The 25,933-nt window shown below is 38.8% G+C and carries 21 protein-coding genes and 1 pseudogene; 18 read left to right on the top strand and 4 right to left on the bottom strand.

Annotated elements, in window-relative coordinates:
* Positions 1-8 precede the first annotated feature (8 nt).
* The 6 genes and pseudogenes from rnz to recJ all read left to right on the top strand — a co-directional run bounded on the left by rnz (position 9) and on the right by recJ (position 5,820).
* On the top strand, positions 9-938 hold the full coding sequence (gene rnz, locus ABKA15_RS05380) for a ribonuclease Z (RefSeq protein WP_186832693.1): 930 nt from the start codon (positions 9-11) through the stop codon (positions 936-938).
* 35 nt (positions 939-973) lie between these two features.
* Positions 974-1,582, top strand: coding sequence for a histidine phosphatase family protein (locus tag ABKA15_RS05375; RefSeq protein WP_186832692.1), 609 nt, complete (start codon positions 974-976; stop codon positions 1,580-1,582).
* A gap of 9 nt (positions 1,583-1,591) precedes the next feature.
* On the top strand, positions 1,592-2,347 hold the full coding sequence (locus tag ABKA15_RS05370; protein ID WP_186832691.1) for an SDR family oxidoreductase: 756 nt from the start codon (positions 1,592-1,594) through the stop codon (positions 2,345-2,347).
* A gap of 9 nt (positions 2,348-2,356) precedes the next feature.
* On the top strand, positions 2,357-3,094 hold the full coding sequence (locus ABKA15_RS05365) for a class I SAM-dependent methyltransferase (RefSeq protein WP_049512139.1): 738 nt from the start codon (positions 2,357-2,359) through the stop codon (positions 3,092-3,094).
* Positions 3,072-3,479, top strand: a pseudogene (locus ABKA15_RS05360) (GNAT family N-acetyltransferase). The gene ABKA15_RS05365 and the pseudogene ABKA15_RS05360 overlap by 23 nt, the downstream one beginning before the upstream one ends.
* Before the next feature lie 106 nt (positions 3,480-3,585).
* A complete protein-coding gene (gene recJ, locus ABKA15_RS05355; protein ID WP_106388403.1) occupies positions 3,586-5,820 on the top strand; it encodes a single-stranded-DNA-specific exonuclease RecJ in 2,235 nt (744 codons plus the stop codon).
* Positions 5,821-5,956: 136 nt separating this feature from the next.
* On the opposite strand, the gene ABKA15_RS05350 is transcribed toward recJ, so the two are convergent.
* The 3 genes from ABKA15_RS05350 to ABKA15_RS05340 are packed head-to-tail and all read right to left on the bottom strand — an operon-like array spanning position 5,957 to position 7,836.
* Entirely contained in the window at positions 5,957-6,754 is a 798-nt protein-coding gene (locus ABKA15_RS05350; RefSeq protein WP_186832690.1) for an ABC transporter ATP-binding protein, read from the bottom strand.
* Between the two features lie 17 nt (positions 6,755-6,771).
* Positions 6,772-7,467 carry an ABC transporter ATP-binding protein gene (locus tag ABKA15_RS05345; RefSeq protein ID WP_049512144.1) on the bottom strand — a complete coding sequence of 232 codons (696 nt, stop codon included), beginning with the start codon at positions 7,465-7,467 and terminating at the stop codon, positions 6,772-6,774.
* Positions 7,468-7,470: 3 nt separating this feature from the next.
* Positions 7,471-7,836 carry a GntR family transcriptional regulator gene (locus ABKA15_RS05340; RefSeq protein WP_049512147.1) on the bottom strand — a complete coding sequence of 122 codons (366 nt, stop codon included), beginning with the start codon at positions 7,834-7,836 and terminating at the stop codon, positions 7,471-7,473.
* Positions 7,837-7,990: 154 nt separating this feature from the next.
* Between ABKA15_RS05340 and ABKA15_RS05335 the strand changes: the two genes are divergently transcribed.
* The 7 genes from ABKA15_RS05335 (at position 7,991) to ABKA15_RS05305 (ending at position 16,723) form a co-directional block, all read left to right on the top strand.
* A complete protein-coding gene (locus ABKA15_RS05335) occupies positions 7,991-11,092 on the top strand; it encodes a DNA polymerase III subunit alpha (RefSeq protein WP_049512149.1) in 3,102 nt (1,033 codons plus the stop codon).
* 82 nt (positions 11,093-11,174) lie between these two features.
* Positions 11,175-12,185, top strand: coding sequence for a 6-phosphofructokinase (pfkA, locus tag ABKA15_RS05330; RefSeq protein WP_049512150.1), 1,011 nt, complete (start codon positions 11,175-11,177; stop codon positions 12,183-12,185).
* A 58-nt stretch (positions 12,186-12,243) separates the two neighbouring features.
* Positions 12,244-13,746: a pyruvate kinase gene (gene pyk / locus ABKA15_RS05325; RefSeq protein WP_003024114.1), complete on the top strand. Its 1,503-nt coding sequence runs from the start codon at positions 12,244-12,246 to the stop codon at positions 13,744-13,746.
* A 153-nt stretch (positions 13,747-13,899) separates the two neighbouring features.
* Positions 13,900-14,457: a signal peptidase I gene (gene lepB, locus ABKA15_RS05320; RefSeq protein ID WP_186832689.1), complete on the top strand. Its 558-nt coding sequence runs from the start codon at positions 13,900-13,902 to the stop codon at positions 14,455-14,457.
* A 142-nt stretch (positions 14,458-14,599) separates the two neighbouring features.
* Positions 14,600-15,241: an amino acid ABC transporter permease gene (locus ABKA15_RS05315; protein ID WP_186832688.1), complete on the top strand. Its 642-nt coding sequence runs from the start codon at positions 14,600-14,602 to the stop codon at positions 15,239-15,241.
* Between the two features lie 9 nt (positions 15,242-15,250).
* Positions 15,251-15,880: an amino acid ABC transporter ATP-binding protein gene (locus ABKA15_RS05310; protein WP_049512155.1), complete on the top strand. Its 630-nt coding sequence runs from the start codon at positions 15,251-15,253 to the stop codon at positions 15,878-15,880.
* 9 nt (positions 15,881-15,889) lie between these two features.
* Positions 15,890-16,723: an amino acid ABC transporter substrate-binding protein gene (locus tag ABKA15_RS05305; RefSeq protein ID WP_049512158.1), complete on the top strand. Its 834-nt coding sequence runs from the start codon at positions 15,890-15,892 to the stop codon at positions 16,721-16,723.
* Between the two features lie 266 nt (positions 16,724-16,989).
* Here ABKA15_RS05305 and ABKA15_RS05300 read toward each other — a convergent pair whose 3' ends face one another.
* Positions 16,990-18,186, bottom strand: coding sequence for a cation diffusion facilitator family transporter (locus tag ABKA15_RS05300; protein WP_049512160.1), 1,197 nt, complete (start codon positions 18,184-18,186; stop codon positions 16,990-16,992).
* Positions 18,187-18,339: 153 nt separating this feature from the next.
* Between ABKA15_RS05300 and pcrA the strand changes: the two genes are divergently transcribed.
* The 5 genes from pcrA (at position 18,340) to ABKA15_RS05275 (ending at position 25,917) form a co-directional block, all read left to right on the top strand.
* A complete protein-coding gene (pcrA, locus tag ABKA15_RS05295; protein WP_049512162.1) occupies positions 18,340-20,622 on the top strand; it encodes a DNA helicase PcrA in 2,283 nt (760 codons plus the stop codon).
* 19 nt (positions 20,623-20,641) lie between these two features.
* A complete protein-coding gene (locus ABKA15_RS05290) occupies positions 20,642-21,040 on the top strand; it encodes an NUDIX domain-containing protein (protein ID WP_049512164.1) in 399 nt (132 codons plus the stop codon).
* A 24-nt stretch (positions 21,041-21,064) separates the two neighbouring features.
* Positions 21,065-21,964 carry a YafY family protein gene (locus ABKA15_RS05285; RefSeq protein ID WP_049512166.1) on the top strand — a complete coding sequence of 300 codons (900 nt, stop codon included), beginning with the start codon at positions 21,065-21,067 and terminating at the stop codon, positions 21,962-21,964.
* A 451-nt stretch (positions 21,965-22,415) separates the two neighbouring features.
* The gene (locus tag ABKA15_RS05280) at positions 22,416-24,185 is read left to right on the top strand and encodes an ABC transporter ATP-binding protein (protein ID WP_049512168.1); all 1,770 of its coding nucleotides are present in this window, start codon (positions 22,416-22,418) and stop codon (positions 24,183-24,185) included.
* Positions 24,178-25,917 (top strand): ABC transporter ATP-binding protein, encoded by a 1,740-nt coding sequence (locus ABKA15_RS05275; RefSeq protein WP_049512170.1) that lies wholly within the window; start codon positions 24,178-24,180, stop codon positions 25,915-25,917. The genes ABKA15_RS05280 and ABKA15_RS05275 overlap by 8 nt, the downstream gene beginning before the upstream one ends.
* Positions 25,918-25,933: the final 16 nt, after the last annotated feature.

Below are 25,933 nucleotides of genomic sequence, written 5' to 3'. Positions count from 1 at the left end.
AGAATAATATGCAACTACAATTTTTAGGTACAGGAGCAGGTCAGCCGTCTAAGGCTCGCAATGTATCCAGTCTGGTTTTGAAATTATTGGATGAAATCAATGAAATCTGGATGTTTGATTGCGGTGAAGGAACCCAGAATCGCATTTTAGAGACGACGATTCGTCCTAGAAAGATTAGAAAGATTTTTATCACTCATTTGCATGGGGATCATATTTTTGGTCTACCGGGCTTTTTATCCACTCGATCATTTCAAGCTAATGAAGAGCAAACAGATATTGAAATATATGGACCGATTGGCATTAAAAATTTTGTCATGACGAGTCTGCGAGTGTCGGGTTCGCGCCTGCCTTATCGGATTCATTTTCACGAATTTGACGAAAAACACTTAGGAAAAATTTTAGAAACCGATAAATTTACAGTTTATGCAGAGAAACTAGATCATAGCATTTTTTGTGTGGGTTACCGCATTATGCAGAAAGACTTAGAGGGAACCTTGGATGCAGAGAAGTTAAAAGCTGCGGGGCTTCCTTTTGGTCCTCTCTTTGGTAAGGTAAAAAATGGGGAAGACGTAGTGCTAGAAGACGGGACGAAAATTATAGCAGCAGATTACATTTCAGCTCCGCGACCTGGCAAGATCATTACTATTCTGGGAGATACGCGTAAAACGCATGCCAGTGTGCGGCTTGCTGTTAATGCAGACGTCTTGGTACATGAGTCCACTTATGGTAAAGGTGACGAAAAAATCGCCAAGAATCACGGACACTCTACCAATATGCAAGCAGCAGAAATTGCTAGAGAAGCTGGTGTCAAGCGCCTCCTTCTCAATCATATTAGCGCACGCTTTCTATCAAAAGATATAGGTCAAATGCGCAGAGATGCCAGTTCCATTTTTAAAAATGTTCACTTAGTCAAGGATTTAGAAGAAGTAGAACTATGAAATTTTAGCGAGAATCAGCTAGAGGAAAGGAATTCATGAATCTATTATTTGTCAGACATGGGAAAGATTCTGATCAACACAGAGGTGGCTGGAGTCAGCTCGATTTGCTTCCTGAGGGAAAAAGGGAAGCAAAAATGTTAGCGGATTACTTAGAGCGACACAAAGAAGACTACCATTTTACGAAAATTATTACGAGTGATTTAAAAAGAGCTGAGACAACTGCAACAATTTTAGCAGAGACACTTCAACTGTCGTTGGAAAAAGAAAGCAACTTACGAGAAATGAATAATGGTGATTTAGCAGGAATGTTAAATAGTGAAGCTGATCAAAAATTTCCTCGTCTTTATTTTAGAAGTCTTGCGATGGACGAGCATTATCCAAATGGAGAAAGTCCGAGAGAATTTTATCAACGGATAAAAACTTGGTTTCAACGCTTCTTGCAGGAAAATGACGATTCAGATGAGACACAAATTGTGGTCACACACGGTGGAGTGATCAACATTATCTATCATTTAGTGAACCAGATAGAATGGACGAATAAAAGCAATCTATTCCACGTTAAACATTGCAGCATTAGTCTATTGAATACAAAAACGCTTGTTTTTGAGGTTGAAAATCAAACGGATTTTTTAGAAGAAAAATAAGGAGAACACATGCGAACAATCGTTATTACAGGGGCTAGTGGCGGTGTGGCTCAGGAAATGGTGAAGTTGTTGCCAAATGACCAGCTGATTTTAGTGGGACGCAGTCAAGAAAAATTAACAAAACTTTATTCAAATCATGCGCATTGCGAATTCGTTGAGTTGGATATTACGGATTACAAAGCTTTAGAAGCTTTTACTGAAGAAATTTACCAGAAGTATGCTCAGGTGGATGTTCTAGTCAACAATGCTGGTTATGGGATTTTTGAGGAATTTGACAAGATTAGCAACGAGGATATTCATGCCATGTTTGAGGTCAATACATTTGCTCTCATGAACTTGTCTCGTCTTTTCGGAGAGCGGATGAAGCAAGCGGGTCATGGGCATATTGTCAATCTTGTTAGTACAGCTGGGCTGATTGCCAGTGCCAAATCCAGTCTTTACTCAGCTACCAAGTTTGCTGGAATTGGCTTTTCTAATGCTTTGCGCTTAGAGCTCATGCCATACAATGTCTATGTGACCACCGTTAATCCGGGACCAATTAAGACGGCTTTCTTTGACAAAGCTGACCCTGACGGTAGTTATGTTAAGGCAGTTGATAAGTATATTTTAGAAGCGGATGTTGTTGCTAAGCAAATTGTGGATAATTTTGGAAAGAAGAAACGGGAGCTGACGATGCCTTTCGCTCTGAAAGCAGCCCACAAACTTTATACGCTTTTTCCAAATATTGGTGATAAACTAGCTAGTAAAATGTTTAATTATAAGTAGGAGAATTTTATGGATGTGACAGCTTACAAAGAATTTTTAAACCAACCTTGGGGTAAGCTTTATTATGATATTCTCTTTTCTCAGCTAGCACATATAAAAAACAAGGAAGTACTGGATTTCGGTAGTGGTTTTGGTCTGGTGGCGAATTTTTTAGCACAAAACAATCAGGTAACAGCCATAGAACCAAATGACGAGATGGTTGCAGAGCGGAAGAAGAATTTTCATTATCATCAACTACAAGGCAGTCTGGAATTGTTGAAGGAAATTCCAAGTGCTCGTTTTGACCTGATCATTTGCCACAATGTTCTGGAGTATGTGGATGAACCAGCTCTTTACCTAGCTGAATTTAGCAGATTGCTGAAAAAAGGCGGACAGATTTCTCTCATCAAGCACAATGAAGTGGGGCGAATCATGCAGACGGTTGTGTTTGCAAATGATACAAATTTAGCATTGGATTTATTATCAGGTAAGTCCTATCAATCACATACAATGGGGCAAGCAACCTATTATGAAATAGCAGACTTATTACAAAAAGCTGACACTGAACTGACTGTTCAGGACTATCAAGGAATCCGAATTTTCTATGGTCTGCAAGACAATGCAGTGAAGACTGCTAATGACTGGCGAGAAAAGATGCTGGAGGTAGAGCTTGTAGTTTGCCAACAGTCTCCTTATCGGGACATTGCGGCTTTTCAGCACATTTGGCTGCAAAAAGGAGACAAGAATGATTCGTTACTTTGCAAATAGACAAATTGCAATTGAAGACTTGCTTCCGCTTTATCAATCTGTTAGCTGGACCAACTATACAGAACGGTCAGATATGTTAGAACAAGCATTTCAGCACTCACTATTTACTGTATCAGCCTATGATGGAGAACAGCTAGTTGGTCTCCTTCGAGCAGTCGGAGACGGATTTTCTAGTGTTTTCATTCAGGATTTGTCAGTTTTACCGTCTTATTAGCGCCAAGGTATCGGTCGAGAATTGGTTCGACAAACGCTGGAGACGTTTGCAGATGTTTACCAGATTCAGCTAGCAACAGAGCAATCAGATAAAAATTTAGCTTTTTATCACTCTTTAGGATTTCGAGCATTGTCAGATTTGAATTGCACAGGTTTGATCTATATAGGTTAAAAGGCTATTAGGTAAATGTATGTGTATAAAATTGGAGGTTTGGGCTAGTGAAAGCTAGTCTTTTCGTGTTATAATAGATGTTATATTGCAACAGAAAGATAAAAGCATGATTACATCAAAATATGATTGGCAGATTGCCACAAATTTTTCAGATGAGGGTTTTATTAAAAAAGCTAAAAAACTTGGCTTGGAGGCTTCGGTAGCTAATCTGGTCTACCAGAGAGGGATCCAGACAGAAGAAGCGCTGCGAGATTTTCTAGAACCTAGTTTGGACCAGCTGTACGATCCTTATGAATTGCATGATATGGATAAGGCAGTGACGCGCATTCGTCAAGCGATTGAAAATGATGAACAAATCTTGATTTATGGAGATTACGATGCGGATGGAATGACTTCGGCTTCTATTGTTAAAGAAGCACTAGAACAACTTGGAGCAGAGTGTCAGGTCTATTTGCCCAATCGATTTACAGACGGTTACGGTCCTAATGCCAGTGTTTACAAGTATTTTATTGAAAATCAGGGAATTTCACTCATCGTTACAGTGGATAATGGCGTTGCAGGACATGAAGCAATCGAACTGGCTCAGTCTATGGGAGTGGATGTCATTGTGACGGATCACCATTCTATGCCAGAGGTACTTCCTGATGCTTATGCAATTATTCACCCAGAACATCCGGAAGCTGATTATCCTTTTCAGCATTTAGCTGGTTGCGGTGTAGCTTTTAAGCTAGCGACTGCTCTTTTAGAGGAAGTACAAGTAGAGTTGCTAGATTTAGTCGCTATTGGAACTATAGCAGATATGGTCAGCCTAACAGATGAAAATCGCATTCTGGTCAAATATGGCTTATCCATTTTGAAAAATACTCAACGAATCGGCTTGCAGGAGCTTTTTAAGATTGCAGGTATTCAGGAAAATGAAGTGGATGAAGAAACGGTTGGTTTTCAGATAGCCCCTAGGCTCAATGCTCTAGGTCGGCTTGATGATCCAAATCCTGCTATTGAACTTCTGACGGGCTTTGATGAAGAAGAAGCGCGTGACATTGCCCTGATGATTAACCAGAAAAATGAAGAGCGCAAAGAAATTGTTCAGAAGATCTATGATGAAGCAAAAACCATGGTTGATCCCAATAAACCTGTTCAGGTTCTAGCCGGCAAAGGTTGGAATCCAGGCGTTTTGGGAATTGTGGCAGGTCGGTTTTTGGAAGAATTACACCAGCCAGTTATTGTCTTGAATATTGAAAATGATTTGGCAAAAGGCAGCGCCCGCAGTATTGAAGCAGTTGATATTTTTGAAGCGTTAGATCCTCATCGAGATTTATTTGTGGCTTTTGGTGGGCATGCAGGAGCAGCTGGTATGACTCTAGAGGTCAGCAAGTTAGAAGCTCTCAGTCAGGTTTTGGTAGCATATATTGAGGACAACAAGCTGGATTTGTCTACTAAGAATGAGCTTTTTTTGGATGAGGAATTATCCTTGCCAGATTTGACACTAGAGACCCTCAAAAACTTTGAAAAGTTAGCTCCTTTTGGCATGGACAATAAAAAGCCTGTTTTTTATTTGAAAGATTTTAAGGTTGAAAATGCCCGCACCATGGGGGCGGGAAATACTCACCTTAAGCTGAAAGTTTCTCAGGATGACGCAGTTTTTGAGGTAGTGGCTTTTGGTCTGGGTGATCTTGCGACAGAATTTTCCCAAACTAAAAATTTAGAGCTGGCGGTTACTCTGTCAGTCAATAAATGGAATGGTCAAACTAGTCTCCAGCTTATGCTGGTGGATGCTAGGGTCAATGGGATTCAGCTCTTTAATATCCGAGGTAAAAATGCTCCTTTGCCTGAAAATGTGCCCGTCCTGCGTTTTTCAGAAGAAATGCCTAATTTGGAAAAGAGCAGAGCAATTGTCGTGTATGACTTGCCTGAACGCCTAAATCAGCTCAAAGCAATCATTCAGCAAGGACATTTTGAAGCAATTTACTTTAAAAATGAGATTGCTCAGCCTTATTATCTGACAGGTTTCGGAACGAGAGACCAGTTTGCAAAACTCTATAAAACAATTTATCAGTTTCCAGAGTTTGACATTCGTTATAAGCTCAAAGAACTAGCAGCTTATCTCAAGATTGACCCAATTCTACTCATCAAGATGATTCAGATATTTGAAGAGCTGAACTTTGTGACAATTCAAGATGGAGTGATGCAGGTAAACAAAAAAGCAGAAAAAAAGGCTATTGAAAACAGCCATATTTATCAAGAACTGAAGAAAACAGTCAAAGAGCAGGAGCTTATGGCTCTAGGAACGGTGCAGGAAATTTATGATTATCTGATAGAAAAAGATGAATTTTCAAACTAAATTTTAGATGAACTATTTATTTGTCTCGCACCGAAGGCTGCGAGACGGACTGAAAGTCGCATAATAAAAAAGTCATGAGTAAGATGGATCTCATGACTTTATTGTTTATATAAGTATTGCTATCAGCTTGTGTTACCTACTGCAAATTCACTTTGTTTTTAAGGATATAATATGTTCCGGCATAGTAGATAAGCCCTAAAAGAAGATAGGCTATGACTCCGCTCACACTACCTAAAGAAGTTGAAAGCGACGGGAAGGCTGAAACATATAGATTAGCAGCGATAATCAGAGCAAATTGAATTCCAAAATAGGCCAGAAAGGCTATAGCGGCGCGGTGGTCTTGGAAAAGTTGACCAATAGAGATAGAAAGATAAATCAATAGGATATTTGGAATAAGGGCTACAAGATAGTATCCAAGTGATTTCAATAGTTCACTAGCAATTTCCCAAAAGTGCTTGCCGAATAATTGTAGAACTGTTCCCATTTCAAATTGTGTATGAGAAGCTACCCCTACGATAAGAACAATGATTCCAAAGCTAAGAAATAATGCAAGTGTGCTAAGAATCGTCCATATAACAGCACCGAGTAATTTTGAGAGAATAATTTGATGCTCATTAACTGGTAAAGTGAGTGTTAGATATCCTTCTCTTTCATAAACACTATTTTTAAAGCGACGAATAATCAGAAAGAGTGTTGAAATTGCAAGTGCCACAAGGAGACCTGAGAAAATCAGCATTGTAAAACCGAAGAAAGTACTTGTCATACTCCCTGCTTCATTAGTAGAAGACTGCAAACTGTAGAAAAAGTTCCTTCCATTTGCAAAATGTCTTAGCCAAAGTCCAATACTAATAGATAGAAAGAGTACGATTCCATATAATCCTAAATACCACTTGTTCACATTTTTAAATTCGTATTTTAATAAATTCCAAAACATAGTCAATCTCCTTTGTTCTAAGCCTTAAATTCTTGGCGGAAGAGCTGGTCAATAGATTCACCAGACTCATAGCGAATATCATCTACATTCCCTTGTCGAACAATCTTGCCATTATCAATAAAGATGATTTCATCTAGGATTGGTTCAATATCTGAAATCAAATGTGTTGAAATGAGAACGGAAGCGCTAGGTGAGTAATTGTTGATAATCGTCTTTAGAATGTAGTCCCGCGCTGCTGGGTCAACCCCTCCAATAGGTTCATCCAGAACATACAGTTTGGCTTGGCGGCTCATGACTAAAATCAACTGAACTTTTTCCTTGTTTCCTTTAGACAATTTTTTGAATGTCAAATTTTCGTCAATATGAAGATCTTGCAAGAGTGCCTGTGCACGCTCTATCTCAAAGTCTGCATAGAAAGATTGAAAATACTGCAAAGCATCTTTGACTTTCATATTTTCATTTAGGTAAGTCGTATCTGGTAAATAAGATACGATTTTCTTGGTTTCTGAAGACGGTTGAAGTCCATTGATGAGGATTTTTCCGTCATTGGGTTGAAGCAGTCCATTGATTAGTTTTATCATGGTTGTTTTTCCAGAGCCATTTGGACCAAGTAAGCCGATAATTTTTCCAGCTTCAATTTCAAAATTGATGTGTTCTAAAGCAGGTGTGCTGCCGTATGATTTTGAGACATTTTCAAATGCAAGTAATACCATTTCCTAAACTCCTTTTATATAATCTTCAACAATTGTTGGTAATTCTTCTTTCTGATAACCAAAATGAATCATACCATTTACAAATTTCTCCACTTCCTCCTTAGAAAGTTTTTGTCGAGTTTTTAAAATCAAGTCGCGATTATCTGTGACGAAACGTCCTGATGTTCGTTGAGAATAGACAAATCCTTCTTTTTCCAAGTCAGATAAAGCACGCTGGATTGTATTGGGATTGACCCCCGCTTCAGCAGCCAATTCTCTGACGGCAGGTAGCCTTTCGCCAGCTTGCAGTTGATTGGAGATGATTTGTAATTTTATCCTGTCCATGATTTGTAAATAAATGGGCAGATTATTATCAAAAGTCCAACTCATGATTTCTCCTTTCTTTTGTATCTTTGTACTAATTAAATAATACAATGTTTTTAAAAAAATAGCAAGTTTTTAGAAAAAAATTCTGTATTTTTTCTTCAGCAAGCAAAATAGAAATTTAGTATAATAGAAAAGAGAAGAAACAAAGGAGAATGCCGTGGTTGCTCAATTAGATACCAAAACTGTTTATACATTTATGGATAGTTTGATTTCTATAAAAAAATATGTAGAAACAGCTAAAAATTTAGGCTATCAAACTCTAGGGATAATGGACATTGACAATCTCTATGGAGTTTATCATTTCATGGAAACGGCGACCGAGCAAGGAATTCAGCCGCTTTTAGGCGTGGAAATGACCTTGGATTACGCTGGACTTCCTCTTAATCTTCGCTTTCTAGCTCTTGACAGTCAAGGTTATCGCAATTTAATGAAACTTTCTACTTTAAAGATGATAGGAAAAAGCAAGTGGGAAGAATTTCAGCATTTATTGGAAGGAATAGCGGTTATTGTGCCTGTGTTTGAGGGCATTGAAGCCTTAGACTTGGGACGAGAGTTTTATATTGGCGTATTTTCTGACACTCCTAAGCAGGCGTTTCCTCATGCAACCTTGCCTTTGCAGACAGTTCGCTATTTTGATACAGGGGATTTAGACACCTTGCAAATGCTATGTGCCATTCGTGAAAATAGTAGCTTGCGGGAAGTTGGAAATTTGCCAAATCACGACTATCTCTTATCACCTGAGCAATTCACACAATCCTTTCAAGAAAATTATCCAGAAAGTCTGGATAATTTAAAGCAGCTAGTTGCAGGTATTCATTACGAAATCAATACAGAGTTGAAATTACCACGTTTTAATCCAGAACGACCAGCAGTAGAAGAATTACAAGACCGAGCAGAAGCAGGGCTAGAGGAAAAAAGGCTAAATAGTCTGGTTTATAAAGAGCGATTGCAGCAAGAGCTGTCTGTCATCCACCAAATGGGTTTTGACGACTACTTTTTGATTGTCTGGGATTTATTGCGCTTTGGTCGCAGTCAGGGATATTATATGGGCATGGGACGTGGTTCTGCCGTTGGAAGCCTAGTCGCCTATGCGCTAGAGATTACAGGGATTGATCCTGTCGAAAAGAACCTCCTTTTTGAGCGTTTTTTAAATGTGGAACGTTATACTATGCCCGATATTGATATTGACATTCCTGATGTCTATCGTCCAGAATTTATCCGCTATGTCCGCGATCGTTATGGAACCATGCATGCAGCTCAAATCGTGACCTATTCGACCTTTGGAGCTAAGCAAGCGATTCGTGATGTTTTTAAACGCTACGGTGTTCCAGAGTATGAATTGACCAATATTACCCGTAAAATCAGTTTCCGTGATAATCTGACATCTGCTTATGAAAAAAATATGTCTTTCCGCCAGATTATCAATAGTAAGCTGGAATATCAAAAAGCTTTTGAAATTGCGAAAAAAATCGAAGGAAATCCTCGTCAAACCTCTATCCATGCAGCAGGTGTTGTGATGAGTGACAATGATTTGACAGATTACATTCCACTTAAATACGGGGAAGATATGTATATCACGCAATACGATGCGCATGGTGTTGAGAGTAACGGTCTGCTCAAGATGGATTTCCTTGGCTTGCGCAATCTAACCTTTGTCCAACGAATGAAAGAAGCAGCTTTGGAGAAATACGGTGTCGCTATTGATATTGCAAAGATTAACTTAGAAGACACAGCAACCTTGCAGCTCTTTTCTGCTGGCAGAACCAAAGGGATTTTTCAATTTGAGCAAGCAGGTGCCATTAACCTTTTGAAACGAGTGCAGCCAACTCAATTTGAAGAAGTGGTTGCAACAACCTCACTCAATCGTCCAGGAGCTAGTGACTATATAGATAATTTTGTCAGAAGAAAGCATGGACAAGAAAAAGTAGAAATGCTGGACCCAAGTTTGGAAGACATCTTGGCGCCAACTTACGGCATTATGCTTTATCAAGAGCAAGTAATGCAAGTAGCGCAACGGTTTGGGGGCTTTTCACTCGGAAAAGCTGACATTTTACGTCGTGCTATGGGTAAGAAAAATGTTGTTGAAATGCATAAAATGGAAGCAGAGTTCGTCACAGGAGCTCTCGAACTTGGGCATTCTGAAACTAAAGCAAAAGAAGTATTTGCAGTTATGGAAAAGTTTGCAGGTTATGGCTTCAACCGTAGTCACGCTTATGCCTATTCTGCACTTGCTTTTCAGTTGGCTTATTTTAAGGCACATTATCCTGATATTTTCTTTGATATTATGCTGAATTATTCAAGCAGTGATTACATCACGGATGCGCTAGAATTCGACTTCCAAGTTGCTTCTTTAAATATCAATAACATTCCTTATAGAGATAAGTTTCAAGATAAGCAGATTTATTTAGGGCTGAAAAATATCAAAGGTTTACCACGTGATGTTGCTTATTGGATTATTGAAAATCGTCCTTTTTCAAATGTAGAAGACTTCGTTTTGAAGTTGCCAACGCAATATCATAAGGTTCAGTTGATAACCCCTTTGGTACAAGTCGGTTTGTTTGATGTATTTGAAAAGAATCGCCAAAAAATCCTACAAAATCTTCCGAACTTATTTGTCTTTGCAGATGAGCTGGGCAGTCTTTTTGCAGATACAAATTATAGCTGGACAGAAGCAGAGGATTATACAGAAGCAGAAAAATTTGAGTTAGAAAAAGAAATTATCGGTGTCGGTTTGAGCGAGCATCCCTTGGTAAAACTTGCAAAATCTGCTACTCAAGCCTTTACCCCTATTCAAGACTTGGTTGAAAACAATCATGCAACGATTTTAGTAGAGATTTTGTCCATTCGTGTTATCCGTACCAAAACGGGTGAAAATATGGCCTTCTTACAAGTGAGTGATGCTAAAAGAAAAATGGAGGTAACAGTCTTTCCAGATGCTTTTAAACAGTTCAGCAAAGGTTTGCATGAAAAAGGCTTTTATTATCTGACTGGTCGGGTTCAAAAACGCGAGGAGCGTTTGCAGCTGATTTTAAATGATTTGCAGGAAGCTGTTACAGAACGTTTTTGGATACAAGTAGAAGATCATAAAAGCGATGCAGCAATATCCGCTATTTTACGACAATTTCGAGGAGATATCCCGGTTGTTCTTCGATATGAAAAAGAAAGAAAAACAGTAGCAATTACTCAATATCGTGTTCAAAAATCAGAGAAATTACAAGAAGAATTGAAAAAAATAACCATGAAAACGATTTATCAATAAAAAATTAGGAAAAAAGAAGAATTTTGGTTTTGATTGTGGTATAATCAAGGGTGAATGTAAAAAGAAAAAGGAGCACAAACGAATGAAACGTATTGCTGTTTTGACTAGTGGTGGTGATGCCCCTGGTATGAATGCTGCTATCCGTGCAGTTGTTCGTAAAGCAATTTCAGAAGGAATGGAAGTTTACGGTATCTATGACGGTTATGCCGGCATGGTTGCTGGTGAAATTTATCCGCTTGATGCCGCATCAGTTGGAGATATTATTTCACGTGGTGGTACTTTCCTTCACTCAGCTCGTTATCCAGAATTTGCCCAATTAGAAGGACAATTAAAAGGGATTGAGCAACTTAAAAAACATGGTATTGAAGGAGTCGTAGTTATCGGTGGTGACGGTTCTTACCATGGTGCTATGCGATTGACAGAACATGGCTTCCCAGCTGTCGGACTTCCTGGCACGATTGACAATGATATCGTTGGTACAGACTTCACAATCGGCTTTGATACTGCTGTAACAACTGCAATGGACGCCATTGATAAGATTCGTGACACATCATCTAGTCACCGTCGTACTTTTGTTGTTGAAGTAATGGGACGCAATGCTGGAGACATCGCTCTCTGGGCTGGTATTGCTACAGGTGCTGATGAAATCATCGTTCCCGAAGAAGGCTTCAAGATTGAAGATATCGTAGCTAGTATCAAACGTGGCTATGAAGAAGGAAAGAAACATAACATTATCGTTCTGGCAGAAGGTGTTATGTCGGCCGATGAATTTGGTAAGAAGTTGAAAGAAGCTGGTGATGTGAGCGATCTTCGTGTGACCGAACTTGGACATATTCAACGTGGTGGTTCACCAACTGCACGTGACCGTGTTCTTGCTTCACGTATGGGTGCTCATGCTGTCAGCCTTCTTAAAAAGGGCATTGGTGGTGTTGCAGTTGGTATTCGCAACGAACAAATGGTTGAAAATCCAATCCTCGGTACAGCAGAAGAAGGTGCTTTGTTTAGTTTAACTGAAGACGGCAAGATTATTGTTAATAATCCACACAAAGCTGATCTTGATCTTGCTAAATTAAACCGTAGCATTTCAATGTAATTTTAATTTGTTATCCTGGTCATAAAGACCATTAAATAAAAAGGAGTTTTCATATATCATGAATAAACGTGTAAAAATCGTTGCAACTTTAGGTCCTGCGGTAGAAATCCGTGGTGGTAAAAGATTCGGTGAAGACGGATATTGGGGCGAAAAACTTGACGTTGAAGCTTCAGCGCAAAATATCGCTAAATTGATCGAAGCTGGAGCTAACACTTTCCGTTTCAACTTCTCACATGGTGACCACGCAGAGCAAGGTGACCGTATGGCTACTGTTCATCGTGCTGAAGAAATTGCTGGTCAAAAAGTTGGTTACCTTCTTGACACTAAAGGTCCTGAAATTCGTACAGAATTATTTGAAGGCGATGCTAAAGAATATTCTTACAAAACAGGTGAAAAAATCCGTGTTGCAACTAAACAAGGTATCAAATCAACTCGTGAAGTTATCGCATTGAATGTTGCTGGTGCACTTGATATCTATGACGATGTTGAAGTTGGAAAACAAGTTCTTGTTGATGACGGTAAACTTGGTCTTCGCGTTATTGCAAAAGATCCTGCTACACGTGAATTTGAAGTAGAAGTTGAAAACGACGGTATTATCGCTAAACAAAAAGGTGTTAATATTCCAAATACAAAAATTCCTTTCCCAGCACTTGCTGAACGTGACAACGACGATATTCGTTTTGGTCTTGAACAAGGAATCAACTTTATCGCTATTTCATTCGTACGTACTGCAAAAGACGTCAACGAAGTTCGCGCAATCTGTGAAGAAACTGGTAATGGACATGTGAAATTGTTCGCTAAAATCGAAAACCAACAAGGTATCGAAAACTTGGATGAAATCCTTGAAGTAGCGGACGGTATCATGATTGCTCGTGGTGATATGGGTATTGAAGTACCATTTGAAATGGTTCCAGTTTACCAAAAAATGATTATCACAAAAGTCAATGCAGCTGGTAAAATTGCGATCACAGCAACAAACATGCTTGAAACAATGACTGAAAAACCACGTGCGACTCGTTCAGAAGTATCAGACGTATTTAACGCTGTTATTGATGGAACAGATGCGACAATGCTTTCAGGTGAATCTGCAAATGGTAAATACCCACTTGAATCTGTAACAACAATGGCTACAATTGATAAAAACGCTCAAACTCTATTGAACGAGTATGGACGCTTGTCATCAGTTGACTACGCACGTAGTTCTAAGACAGAAGTTGTGGCTTCAGCTGTTAAAGATGCTACAAACTCAATGGACATCAAATTGGTCGTAACAATGACTGAATCAGGAAATACAGCTCGTTTGATTTCTAAGTATCGTCCAGATGCTGACATCTTGGCAATTACATTTGATGAATTAACGCAACGTTCATTGATGTTGAACTGGGGTGTTATTCCAGTAGTAACTGAAAAACCTGCATCTACTGATGATATGTTTGAAGTTGCTGAAAAAGTTGCTCTTGAAAGTGGTCTTGTGGAATCTGGTGACAATATTGTGATTGTAGCTGGTGTTCCAGTCGGAACTGGTGGAACAAATACAATGCGTATCCGTACAGTCCGTTAATCTATCTCATTCAGAAAACTAGCCTATCAATCCAACGATTATCTGATTGATAGGCTTTTTAGTTGCAAATGGGAGCAGAGATAACAGTTAACTTTCCTACCTTTGTTTATTTTATGAAAACATGATATAATGAGTAGAAGAAGAGGAGAGACTATGGTTAAAAGAGATTTAATTAGGAATGTTATTTTTTTATCTATTGTTGTGGTAATCATTGCTTGTTTGCGAATGTTCATTTTTACACCATACAGGATTACTGTAAAAGATGCGAATCATTTTTTGCAAGATAAAGATGTTGTTGTTGCCAATAGAAATGAAGAAATTAAAAGAGATGATTTTGTCTTGTACGAGGTGAAGGGAAAAGAGTATGTCGGACGTGTCATTGGTCTAGGAAATGACTCCGTTGTTTATATGGATGATGTTCTTTACTTAAATAATAAAATCAAGTCAGAAGATTATTTAACGAAGGCTAAGGAAGAATACTTAGCAAAAGCTACTAGTACAGGTTATTTCACTCATGATTTCACCATTCAGACATTAACTAAATCGAATGCAAATAAAATTCCAGCGCAGTCATATCTGATTCTGAATGATAATCGGCAAGATATGGAAGATAGTCGGAAGTTTGGCTTGATTACAGAAAAACAAATTAAAGGAGTTATCTCATTTAGAGTACTCCCGTTTAATCAATTTGGATTTATTAAAACAAAGTAGTTCAACTATTTTGTTTTTTTATTCTTTGGAAAATGAAGTTTTTGCGATATTTAGTAAAAATCCATGGATATATTTGTAAAAAGATGTTGAAAATATAAAAATTTTTGATATAATGATAAATATTTATTTAGGAGGTGTACGCATGAACTATATTTTTGAAGTTTTGCCAAGCTTATTGAATGGCGCATTGGTGACTTTACAAGTATTTGTTTTAGTCTTAGTTTTATCCATACCACTTGGAATTGTGATTTCCTTTTTAATGCAAATCCACTTTAAGCTGCTTCATTGGCTTATAAATATTTATATTTGGATTATGCGCGGTACACCTCTCTTGCTACAACTGATTTTTATTTATTATGTTTTGCCAAGCATTGGTGTGCGTTTGGATCGGCTTCCAGCGGCTATCATAGCATTCACGCTAAATTATGCTGCTTATTTCGCCGAAATTTTCCGTGGTGGGATTTTATCTATTTCAGCAGGGCAATATGAGGCGGCTAAGGTTTTGAAGTTTACACCATTTCAAACGATACGGTTTATTATTTTACCGCAAGTTGTCAAAGTGGTGCTTCCGAGTGTCTTTAATGAAGTGATGACGTTGGTAAAAGATACATCCCTTGTTTATGCGCTTGGTGTTTCCGACTTAATCTTGGCTAGTCGGACTGCAGCCAATCGTGATGCGAGTTTAGCACCGATGTTTATAGCAGGGGCTATTTACCTTGTCTTGATTGGTCTTGTGACGATTGTATCGAAGCAAGTTGAAAAGAGATATAGTTACTATAAGTAGGAGGCGCTTATGTTAGAATTAAAGAATATTAGCAAACGTTTTGGCGAAAAGCAAATTATTTCCGACTTGAATTTAAAGGTGCCAGAAAAGCAAATCCTTGCCATTGTAGGACCGTCTGGCGGCGGGAAAACGACATTATTGCGGATGTTGGCTGGCTTGGAAACAATTGATTCGGGTGACATTATTTATAATGGAGAAGAGTTGCCCTTGGATGAACTTGAAAAACGTAATTTATTGGGATTTGTGTTTCAAGATTTTCAGCTATTTCCACATTTAACGGTTCTTGAGAATTTAACTTTATCACCCATTAAAATAAAAAATGTTGCAAAAGAGGATGCGGAAAAGAAAGCAATTAGCTTATTGACCCGATTGGGGTTAGCAGAACATGTAAATGCTTATCCTTATTCTTTATCAGGTGGTCAAAAACAACGTGTAGCATTAGCTCGTGCGATGATGATTGACCCAGAAATTATCGGTTATGATGAGCCAACTTCCGCATTGGATCCGGAATTGCGTCTTGAAGTTGAAAAGTTGATTCTTCAGAATCGTGAGCTAGGAATGACGCAAATTGTAGTGACCCATGATTTGCAGTTTGCGGAAAATATCGCAGATACGATTCTTAAAGTTCAGCCTAAATAGGAGGAGAATATGAAGATAAAACGTTATGTTCTTGCGATCTGTGGTTTGATTCTTTTTTTGCTCCTTACAGCTTGTAGCAATGTTAGCAACCCTAAAGTAGATAATTGGTCAAAATACCAACAAAAAAAGAGCATTACTATTGGTTTTGACAATACATTTGTTCCTATGGGATTTGAGCGAAAAAATGGTCAATATGCTGGTTTTGATATTGATTTGGCAAATGCTGTTTTTAAAGAATATGGGATAAAAGTGAATTGGCAGCCGATTGATTGGGACATGAAAGAAACTGAGCTCACAAATGGAACGATTGATCTTATCTGGAATGGGTATTCGGCAACTGATGAGCGACGAAAGAAAGTACAGTTCACCATTCCTTATATGAAAAATGAACAAGTACTGGTTACTAAAAAATCATTGAACATTGCAAAAACAGCTGACATGAAGGATAAAATTCTTGGTGCTCAGACGGGTTCTTCGGGTTACGATGAGTTTGAAGCTCATCCGGAGCTTTTGAAGAATCTAGTTAAAAATCACAAAGCTGCTCAATATCAAAGTTTTACAGAGGCGTTGATTGATTTGCAAAATAGCCGGATTGATGGATTGTTGATTGACCGAGTTTATGCCAATTATTATTTAAAAGAAGAGGGGATTTTGCAGGATTATTATGTTTTCCCAGCCGGATTTGATAGCGAATCCTTTGCAGTAGGTGCTAGAAAAACGGATAAGCAGCTCGTTGAAAATATAAACCAAGCATTTAAAAAATTATATCAAACAGGTCAATTTCAAAAAATAGCAGACAAGTGGTTTGGTGAGGATATTGCGGCAGATGAAGTCAAAAAATGAGAGAACATCTGATTGTTGCCCCAATCACCCACAGAAGAAGTAAAGACAAAACCCAAAGTTTTCGCTAGGAGTATCATCTTAGTGAGGGCTTGGGGTTTGATGATTTATTGATTGTGAGAAACGGGGGACAAATTAGATTGCTTTACTGATAAATTCCTAAAAAATATAGGCTGAGAATACTTTTATCTCAGCCTTATTTTTATAGCAAAATTCCTTATTAGCCTTGTGGGAGCGAGATAAGAAAGTCGATTTCTATGGCATTACGACTATTGTTCGCTCTCGTTTTTTCGTGTTTCCTGATGGAAAATATTCTGCCATGTTTCGTGACGACGCCAAAGGCTGGTATGAATAATCCCATCTTCTTCGTAGCAAATTAGTTTGGTTTTTTGGCTGATAGAAGTTAATTGGAAATTTTTGATAGGAGATTGTTTTCCTTTTTCGATTTGAAATTTCTCTTTGTTCATTTGGCAGCCATCCTGAGAAATGTACACAAATTCAGGTGCTAGTAAATCCTCTAATTGGCTTCCCTGATCAACCAATTGCTCTCTCATAAAGAGCTTTCGATAAACATTGTCCAATATTTCATCTTCGGGGATAGGAGCAGGCTCAATGTGGATGTCAATATCAAAGACACCAAAGCGCTCTTTGAGCATATTTTCAACCTGATCGGCAATTTCGTGGCTTTCATAGACAGACAAGTCGGGATTCATTTCTAAAATGAGGTCAAGATAGATGTTGCTACCGTAGGTTCGCCCTCTTTGAGATTTAACACGGGAAATTTTAGGAATTTCTAAAATGGCTTCTTTGTATTCTTTTAAAAGATTTTCATCAAAGCCGTCTGATAGACTAAAAGAAGATTCCATGAAAATTTCATAAGCCGTTTTAAGGATGAAAAAGGTAATGACGATAGCGACCAGTTTATCTACAATCGGGAAATTGAAGGCGCTTGCGATGATTGCAATGGTTGTACCAAGCGAAGTAATAGCATCAGATAAATTGTCTTTGGCAGCTGCGTCGAGTGCTTTAGACTGCGCTTTTTTTGCTAAGGCTTTATTGTAAAAATACACTCCTGTCATGACCAAAGCGGAAATAATCCCGACGATGGCGCCTAAGGGATCGATAGTCGTTTCTTGGTTAGAGATGATTTTTTGAACGGTATCAATTAAAACATCAAATCCGACAAAAAACATGATAAGAGAAGTGATAAGGCTGGCTAAGTCCTCAATTTTCCAGTGACCAAATTTGTGATCTGTATCGGCAGGCTTACGTGCCATGCGAAGTCCAATCAAGACGGCAATATTAGCAACAATATCCGAAACATTGTTAAAACCGTCGGCTGTCAAACTAGAGGACTGTAAGACAGAACCGGCAATCATTTTAGCAATGGATAAAACGATATAGGCTAGAATGGCTAAAATAGCACCACGCTCTGCGAGCTTCAGATTTTTTGCTGGATTATTCATGCTTTTTTCCTTTCAGAATGTTTATTATAACGCTTTTTAAATGATTTTTCAAACTTTTATGAGGAAGAACTAAAGCAAAGATTTTCTTTTCTAGTTTAGCTTATGAGTGATTTTTGTTATAATAGAATCACTGACTTTGAAAGAGGAAAAAAGATGAATCCCTTATTAACTGGTATGAATGACCGTCAGGCGGAGGCAGTTCAAACAACGGAAGGACCTTTACTGATTATGGCAGGAGCTGGGTCTGGGAAAACCCGTGTTTTAACTCACCGTATTGCTTATTTGATTGATGAAAAGTTAGTCAATCCTTGGAATATCTTAGCGATTACCTTTACCAATAAAGCAGCTCGTGAGATGAAGGAGCGTGCTTACACTCTCAATCCAGCAACAGAGGATTGCTTGATTGCGACTTTTCACTCAATGTGCGTGCGGATTTTGCGTCGGGAAGCTGACCATATCGGCTATAACCGTAATTTTACGATTGTCGATCCTGGCGAGCAGCGAACTTTGATGAAACGAATACTTAAAACGCTCAATTTAGATCCTAAAAAGTGGAATGAACGAGCTATTTTAGGGACGATTTCTAATGCGAAAAATGATTTGATTGATGAAGTGGCCTATGCAGCTTTAGCAGGAGACATGTACGCAGAGATTGTAGCGAAATGCTATGAAATGTATCAGAAGGAACTCCGCCAGTCAGAAGCGATGGATTTTGATGATTTAATCATGCTGACCTTGCGCCTTTTTGATAAAAATCCAGATGTGTTGACTTATTACCAGCAGCGCTATCAATACATCCATGTGGACGAGTATCAAGATACGAACCACGCTCAGTACCAACTGGTCAAACTGTTGGCTTCACGTTTTAAAAATATTTGTGTGGTAGGAGATGCCGACCAGTCTATTTATGGCTGGCGAGGTGCTGATATGCAGAATATCTTGGACTTTGAAAAGGATTATCCTGAAGCTAAAGTTGTTCTTCTGGAGGAAAATTATCGCTCAACTAAGACCATTCTGCAAGCTGCTAATGATGTTATCAAAAACAACCGCAACCGCCGTCCAAAGAATCTCTGGACACAAAATGCTGATGGTGAAAATATTGTTTATTATCGGGCTAATGATGAGCAAGACGAAGCTCTCTTTGTAGCTAAAACCATTGATGAGCTATCTAACACATCTGACTATGTCTATCGGGATTTTGCTGTTCTTTATCGAACTAACGCCCAATCTCGGAATATTGAGGAAGCTCTCCTAAAGGCTAATATTCCTTACACCATGGTGGGGGGGACTAAGTTTTATAGTCGTAAGGAAATTCGAGATGTCATCAGCTATCTCAATCTCATCGCTAATACTAGCGACAACATCAGTTTTGAGCGTGTTGTGAATGAGCCTAAACGGGGTGTCGGACCGGGTACAGTGGAGAAAATTCGTAATTTTGCAGCTGGTCAAGAGATGTCTCTTTTGGATGCTTCTTCGCAGATTATGCTCTCACCTGTTAAGGGGAAAGCTGCTCAGGCTGTTTTTGACTTTGCCAATCTCATTTTGAATCTGCGCGAGCAATTGGACGAGTTGACCGTGACAGAAGTGGTAGAGCTGGTGCTTGAAAAGACTGGTTACACCGAGCAATTAGCAGCTCAAGCTACGCTGGAAAGTCAGGCTCGGATTGAAAATATCGAAGAATTTCTTTCTGTTACTAAGAATTTTGACGAAAATCCAGAAAATGATACTGAGGAAACTGGTTTGGACAGACTTAGCCGTTTTCTCAATGATTTGGCTTTGATTGCAGATACAGATGATGGCGATCAGGAAAGCTCAGAAGTGACACTTATGACGCTACATGCTGCCAAGGGATTAGAGTTTCCGGTGGTTTTCATTATCGGTATGGAAGAAAATGTCTTCCCACTTAGTCGTGCGGCAGAAGATGAAGATGAGCTAGAGGAAGAGCGCCGATTAGCCTATGTCGGAATTACTCGTGCTGAAAAAGTCTTGTTCCTAACCAATGCAAACTCGCGCCTGCTATATGGGAAAACTAATTACAATCGTCCAACTCGTTTTCTAAATGAAATTAGCTCAAGCTTGCTAGATTATCAAGGCTTGGCTCGACCTGCTAATACATCCTTTAAAGCTTCCTATGTGAATGGCAAAACTGTTCAGTTTGGTCAAGGAATGAGTCTCGCTCAAGCATTGCAGGAACGCAAGTGGCAAGCTGCACCGAGCAGCATTTCTTCAAGCCAGTTGCCATTTGGTAAGAATGCAGCTGCTAATCAGCCGACTATTGATTGGGCTATCGGTGATATTGCTCACCATAAAAAATGGGGGGACGGAACGGTATTGGAAGTGTCAGGCAGTGGCAGTAGCCAAGAATTGAAAATCAATTTCCCAGAGGTTGGATTAAAGAAACTGTTGGCAAGTGTTGCACCAATTGAGAAAAAGTGAAATCTAAGGGACTACTGCGATGAAATATTCCATTGAAGCCTGGATTTATGACCCGATTGCTAAGGAAATTTTGCTCTTAAAAGTTAAAACTGGACAATGTTCTTTCTGGCAACCGATTACTGGTGGTATTGAAAGTGATGAAAGTCCTGAAGCAGCCTGCATTCGTGAGATTTTTGAAGAGACTGGACTGGAAATCGAGCTAACAAAGCTTTTGAAAATCAGTCATCACACAGTTGTTGTTGATGAAGACTTGACTATTTTTAAAACACTTTTTCTTGTGAAAACACAGAAAAAAGATATTCATCTTTCTGATGAGCACATTGATTTTATGTGGACAGAAGTTAAAAATGTGCCTGATATATTGTACTGGCAGAGCAATCAAGAGACTTTTCAAAAGATTTTAGAGAAATTGAGATAAGGTATTCATGGAAAGGCACGGTCTATGACAGAGAGTAGATTATTTAGAATAGTGTATGTTCTTTTAGAAAGGGATAATGTTACAGCGAGGGAGCTGGCAGAACAATTTGAAGTATCTGTTAGAACGATTTATCGAGATGTTGACCGACTTAGCAGTGCGGGCATTCCAATCTACACCATGCAAGGCAGAGACGGAGGCATTCGACTGGCGGAGGATTTTGTACTAAATAGTTCTTTGCTTAATCAATCAGAAAAAGAGCAACTGTTGGTTGCTTTACAAGGATTAGGGGTTACGGGTCTTCTGCATGAAAACGAGCTTTTGACCAAACTATCGGCTTTATTTAAATTGAACCAACCAAACTGGATAGAAGTAGATTTTACCAGTTGGTCCAATAGCAAGAAATATGAAGAGCTATTTCAGAATTTGAAAAATGCAATCATCAGTAAGCAAGTGATTTCCTTTTCGTATGTTAGCAACAAAGAAGAGTGCACCCAGCGTCAAGTAAAACCAGTTCGCCTGCTTTTTAAAGGACAATCATGGTATCTTCATGCATTTTGCTTAGTCCGAAATGATTTTCGTTATTTTAAACTTTCTCGCATAAGCCAGCTAAAGCTTTTACCACAACATTTTGCAGATAACTTTGACAATGTGAGCTTGGAAAAAGAAGCGCGATTAGAAGAGGTCGTACGAGTCAAGCTGAAATTTAATAAAAAAGCCGCTTTCAGAGTATATGATGAACTGGATTGTCCAGTCAAAGAAGATGAGCAAGGAAACTTGTATGCAGAGATAGAAATTCCGAATGACTATAGTCTGTACTGCTATATTCTTTCTTTTGGAGACAATGTGGAAGTGCTAGAGCCAACAAAGATTCGTGAGCAAATAACAGAAATGATTGAACGTATGGCACAAAAATATAAAAACTGATAGCAGTGTCTATTTTTTCAAGCTACAATGAAGTTGGGGCAAAAGTGCTCAGCTTCCTTTGTTTATATAGTCAAAATTATAAGACGCAGTAGTTTGGAGAAGCTCTATTGACTTTCGTCAATGTAGAGTTTCTCATGCATAATCAATCACTACCGAGTGGACTCAAATATGTTGATAACTCAACTTTTACAGCCCTTTTAACGCCAAGCTTCACTTAACTTTATTTCCAACCTCGAAAGGTTTCCCAAACCTTTCGAGTTGTGCGGAGGTGGGAGAGAAATCAGGTTTCTACGAAACTACTGATTTCTGTCTCGCTCTTTTATTTTTGTTTGACATTAGAATTGTCAGAATTTATAATATAAGTATAAATTAAATAACAGCATTGTCAGCATATCATGAATTGTTTGACTAGAGTTCTTTATTTGTTTTTTAGGAGAAAGAAGGGATTTGTATGAAGAAAAAGTCGGTTGTATCTTGGATACTGGAATTTGTTTCTCTTCACAAATTTTATTTTATTGTTAGTCTTGTTTTTGCCTTTTTATCTGTTTTATGCGGATTTTTGCCTTATTTTTTTGTAGGAAATATCATCAATCAGCTCTTACAAGGCAATCGAGATTGGAATTTTTATGCCCTTCAGTCCATTTGGATAGGACTGGCATGGATAGCGCATTGGGGATTTCACGGGATTTCTACGCTCTTGTCTCACACAGCAACCTTTAAAATTTTAGCAGAAATGCGCTATCGTCTGACAGAGAAATTGGTCAAATTGCCTCTGGGAACGGTTTTAAGTCAATCTTCTGGAATTTACAAAAATATCATTGTTGAGCGAGTGGATGCCACAGAAGTAACCTTGGCGCACTTAATTCCTGAGTTTACATCTGGGCTATTTGGTCCCTTTATTATCTTAATTGCCATGTTGGTGATTGATTGGCGCTTAACTTTGCTTTCGCTACTGACAATCCCGATTGTTATCTTAGCTTATGGGAATATGCTACGCAAGAGCGAAGATGATTTTGAAAATACAGTAGAGAAAACGAAGAAGCTCAATGATACAGCAGTAGAATACATCAATGGGATTGAAGTCATCAAGGTTTTTGGAAAAGAGAAATTTTCTTACGATAAATTTGTCAAGGCTGTCAAAGAAGGAGCTGATTGCTTTATTGAATGGATGCGCAAGTGCGTAGTTGAAATGGGCATTGTTACAGCTTTCTTACCGTCCGGCTTGCTTTTCTTACTCCCTTTTGGAACTCTCTTTTACCTTCAAGGTAGCCTAACAGCTAGCAACTTTATTTTACTGATCATTCTGTCTCTTAGTCTTTTGACGCCGTTTATTTTAGTGGCTTCCTATATGGATGATCTACGGAAAATTGCGACAATCTTTGGTGAAGTGATTGCTATTTTGGAAAAGCCTGATTTGCCTCGTCCGACAGAATTAACGGACATTCCAAAGGGAACAGAACTTCAAATGACAGATGTTAGCTTTGGTTATTCAGATGAGGAAGAAGTATTGCATAGTATTTCCTTAACGATTGAGCCTGATACAGTGACTGCTCTTGTCGGTCCCTCTGGCTCAGGGAAATCTACGATTGCTAAACTTCTAGCTTCTTTCTGGGATGTTAGTTCTGGTAGTATTACCTTTGGTGGCGTGGACATTCGAAACCTACCTCTTGATTATTACAGTCGTCAGATTGCCTATGTCACACAGGATAATTACCTTTTTGATGAAACGATTATGGAAAATATTCGTATGGGGAATTCTGCCGCTTCAGACGAAGACGTGATAGAGATTGCTCGCAAGTGTGGCTGTTATGATTTCATTATGAAATTGGAAAATGGGTTTGAAACGCGCGTTGGTACTGGCGGCGGTCATTTATCTGGTGGAGAACGGCAGCGAATTGCGATTGCACGAGCTATGCTGAAAAACGCACCAGTCATTATTTTGGATGAAGCAACGGCTTATACTGACCCCGAAAATGAAGCTCTCATTCAGTCTAGTTTAGCTCGTTTGATAGAAGGTCGTACGCTTCTGGTCATTGCTCACCGTCTTTCAACGATTGCAAGTGCAGATCAGATTGTCGTAGTTAATGACGGACGTATTGAGGCAAAAGGAAAACATGCAGATTTGCAGAAGACTTGTCCGCTTTATGCTTCTATGTGGCAAGCTCATCTTGCAGTAAAGGATAGCGATCAAATGACAGAAGGAGGATTGGCAGATGCTTAGTACATTGAAAAAATTCTTTGATTTTTGTACAGAAGAAGATCGCAAGAAATTCTACACTTCTGTTTGTTTAGGGCTTCTAAAAGCTTTCATTATTGCTTTTCGGATTCCAGCTATTGGGCTGATTGTTATGGCTATCATTCATGATACTGTTTCTATGCAGACTGTATGGCTCTCTCTTGGAATTATGCTCTTGTCTGTTATTCTTAACATTTTGATTAGCTTGAAAATTACAATGTTGCAGACAGAAGCGGGCTATCATACATGTACTCATAAGCGGATTGAAATTGCTGAACACATGCGCTACCTGCCAATGGGGTATTTCAATCAAAATAGTCTGGGACAAATCACCAGCGTCACAACCAATACGCTTGAAAGTCTAGCAGATGTTGCTACTCGAGTTGTTATGATGACGTTGGAAGGATTTCTAACGGCAGGAACTATTACGGTTTTTGTATTTATCTATGATTGGAGAATTGGTTTGATTTTGTTGGCAGGATTGATACTGTTTCTCTTGCCAAATGGATTGATGCGTTGGCAAGCTGGAAATGTGTCAGAAGCTAAACAACAAGCTGATACAGATTTGGTAGCAGTTGTGCTAGAATACAGTCAAGGGATTGCGGAAGTAAAGAACTATAATATTGTTCAATCATCGGCTAAAAAACTATCGCGTGCTATTGAGAATAAAAGGCATTTAGATACAAAGCTGACTTGGGTTACCTTGCCTTATATCGCTCTGCAAGGGATGATTACCAAGCTGACTGGAACGATTATAGGGCTGCTCTCCATTTACTTTTACCTGCAAGGAAGTATGAGCCTTTTGATTTGCATCATGATGCTCATCAGTGCTTTTATGATTTACGAAAGTCTGGACGGAGTTGGTAGTTTTTCTTCTCTTCTTCGCATTGTTGATTTATCGGTTGATATGATCAACAAAGTTTTGTCCATTAAACCAATGGATATTAGCGGAAAAGATTTACAGCCAAAAACCAGCAATATCAAGTTGGATCATGTCAGTTTCTCCTATGAAAGTAAGAAAATTATTGATGATGTATCGTTGGATATTCCAGAAAAGACAACGACAGCTCTGGTAGGGCCTTCTGGTTCTGGAAAGACAACTCTTTGCAATCTCATTGCCCGTTTCTGGGATGTAGAGAGTGGCAGCATCAGCTTAGATGGTCATGATGTAAAAGAATACAGCTATGACAGCCTTATTCGTAATTTTAGTTTTGTTTTTCAAACGGTCTATTTGTTTGAGGATACCATTGAAAATAACATTAAATTTGGAAAGCCAGACGCTAGTCATGAAGAAGTTGTAGCTGCTGCGAAAAAAGCTGCTTGTCATGACTTTATCCTGTCTTTTCCAGAGGGTTATCAGACCAAGATTGGTGAAGGCGGAGCCAGTCTTTCTGGTGTAGAACGGCAGCGGATTTCCATTGCTCGTGCCATTATCAAGGACGCTCCTATTATCATTCTGGACGAAGCAACTGCTAATATTGACCCAGAAAACGAAGAAGCGCTTATGCAAGCCATTTATTCTTTAACAAAGAATAAAACCATTATTATGATTGCTCATCGGCTAAAAACAGTAGAGCATGCCGATCAAATTATTGTTCTTGCTCAAGGTCGTATAGTTGAGCAAGGCAAACACCAAGAACTGCTTGCCAAACAAGGCTTGTACAACCGATTTATTCAGGAAAGACGCAGTGCCTCCAGCTGGCGAATAGAGGCCTAATTTTAAAAAAGATCGT

It is taken from the genome of Streptococcus sp. KHUD_010, assembly GCF_040207525.1.
GTDB lineage: Bacteria > Bacillota > Bacilli > Lactobacillales > Streptococcaceae > Streptococcus > Streptococcus hominis.
This window is presented reverse-complemented; position numbering and strand designations above follow the sequence as displayed.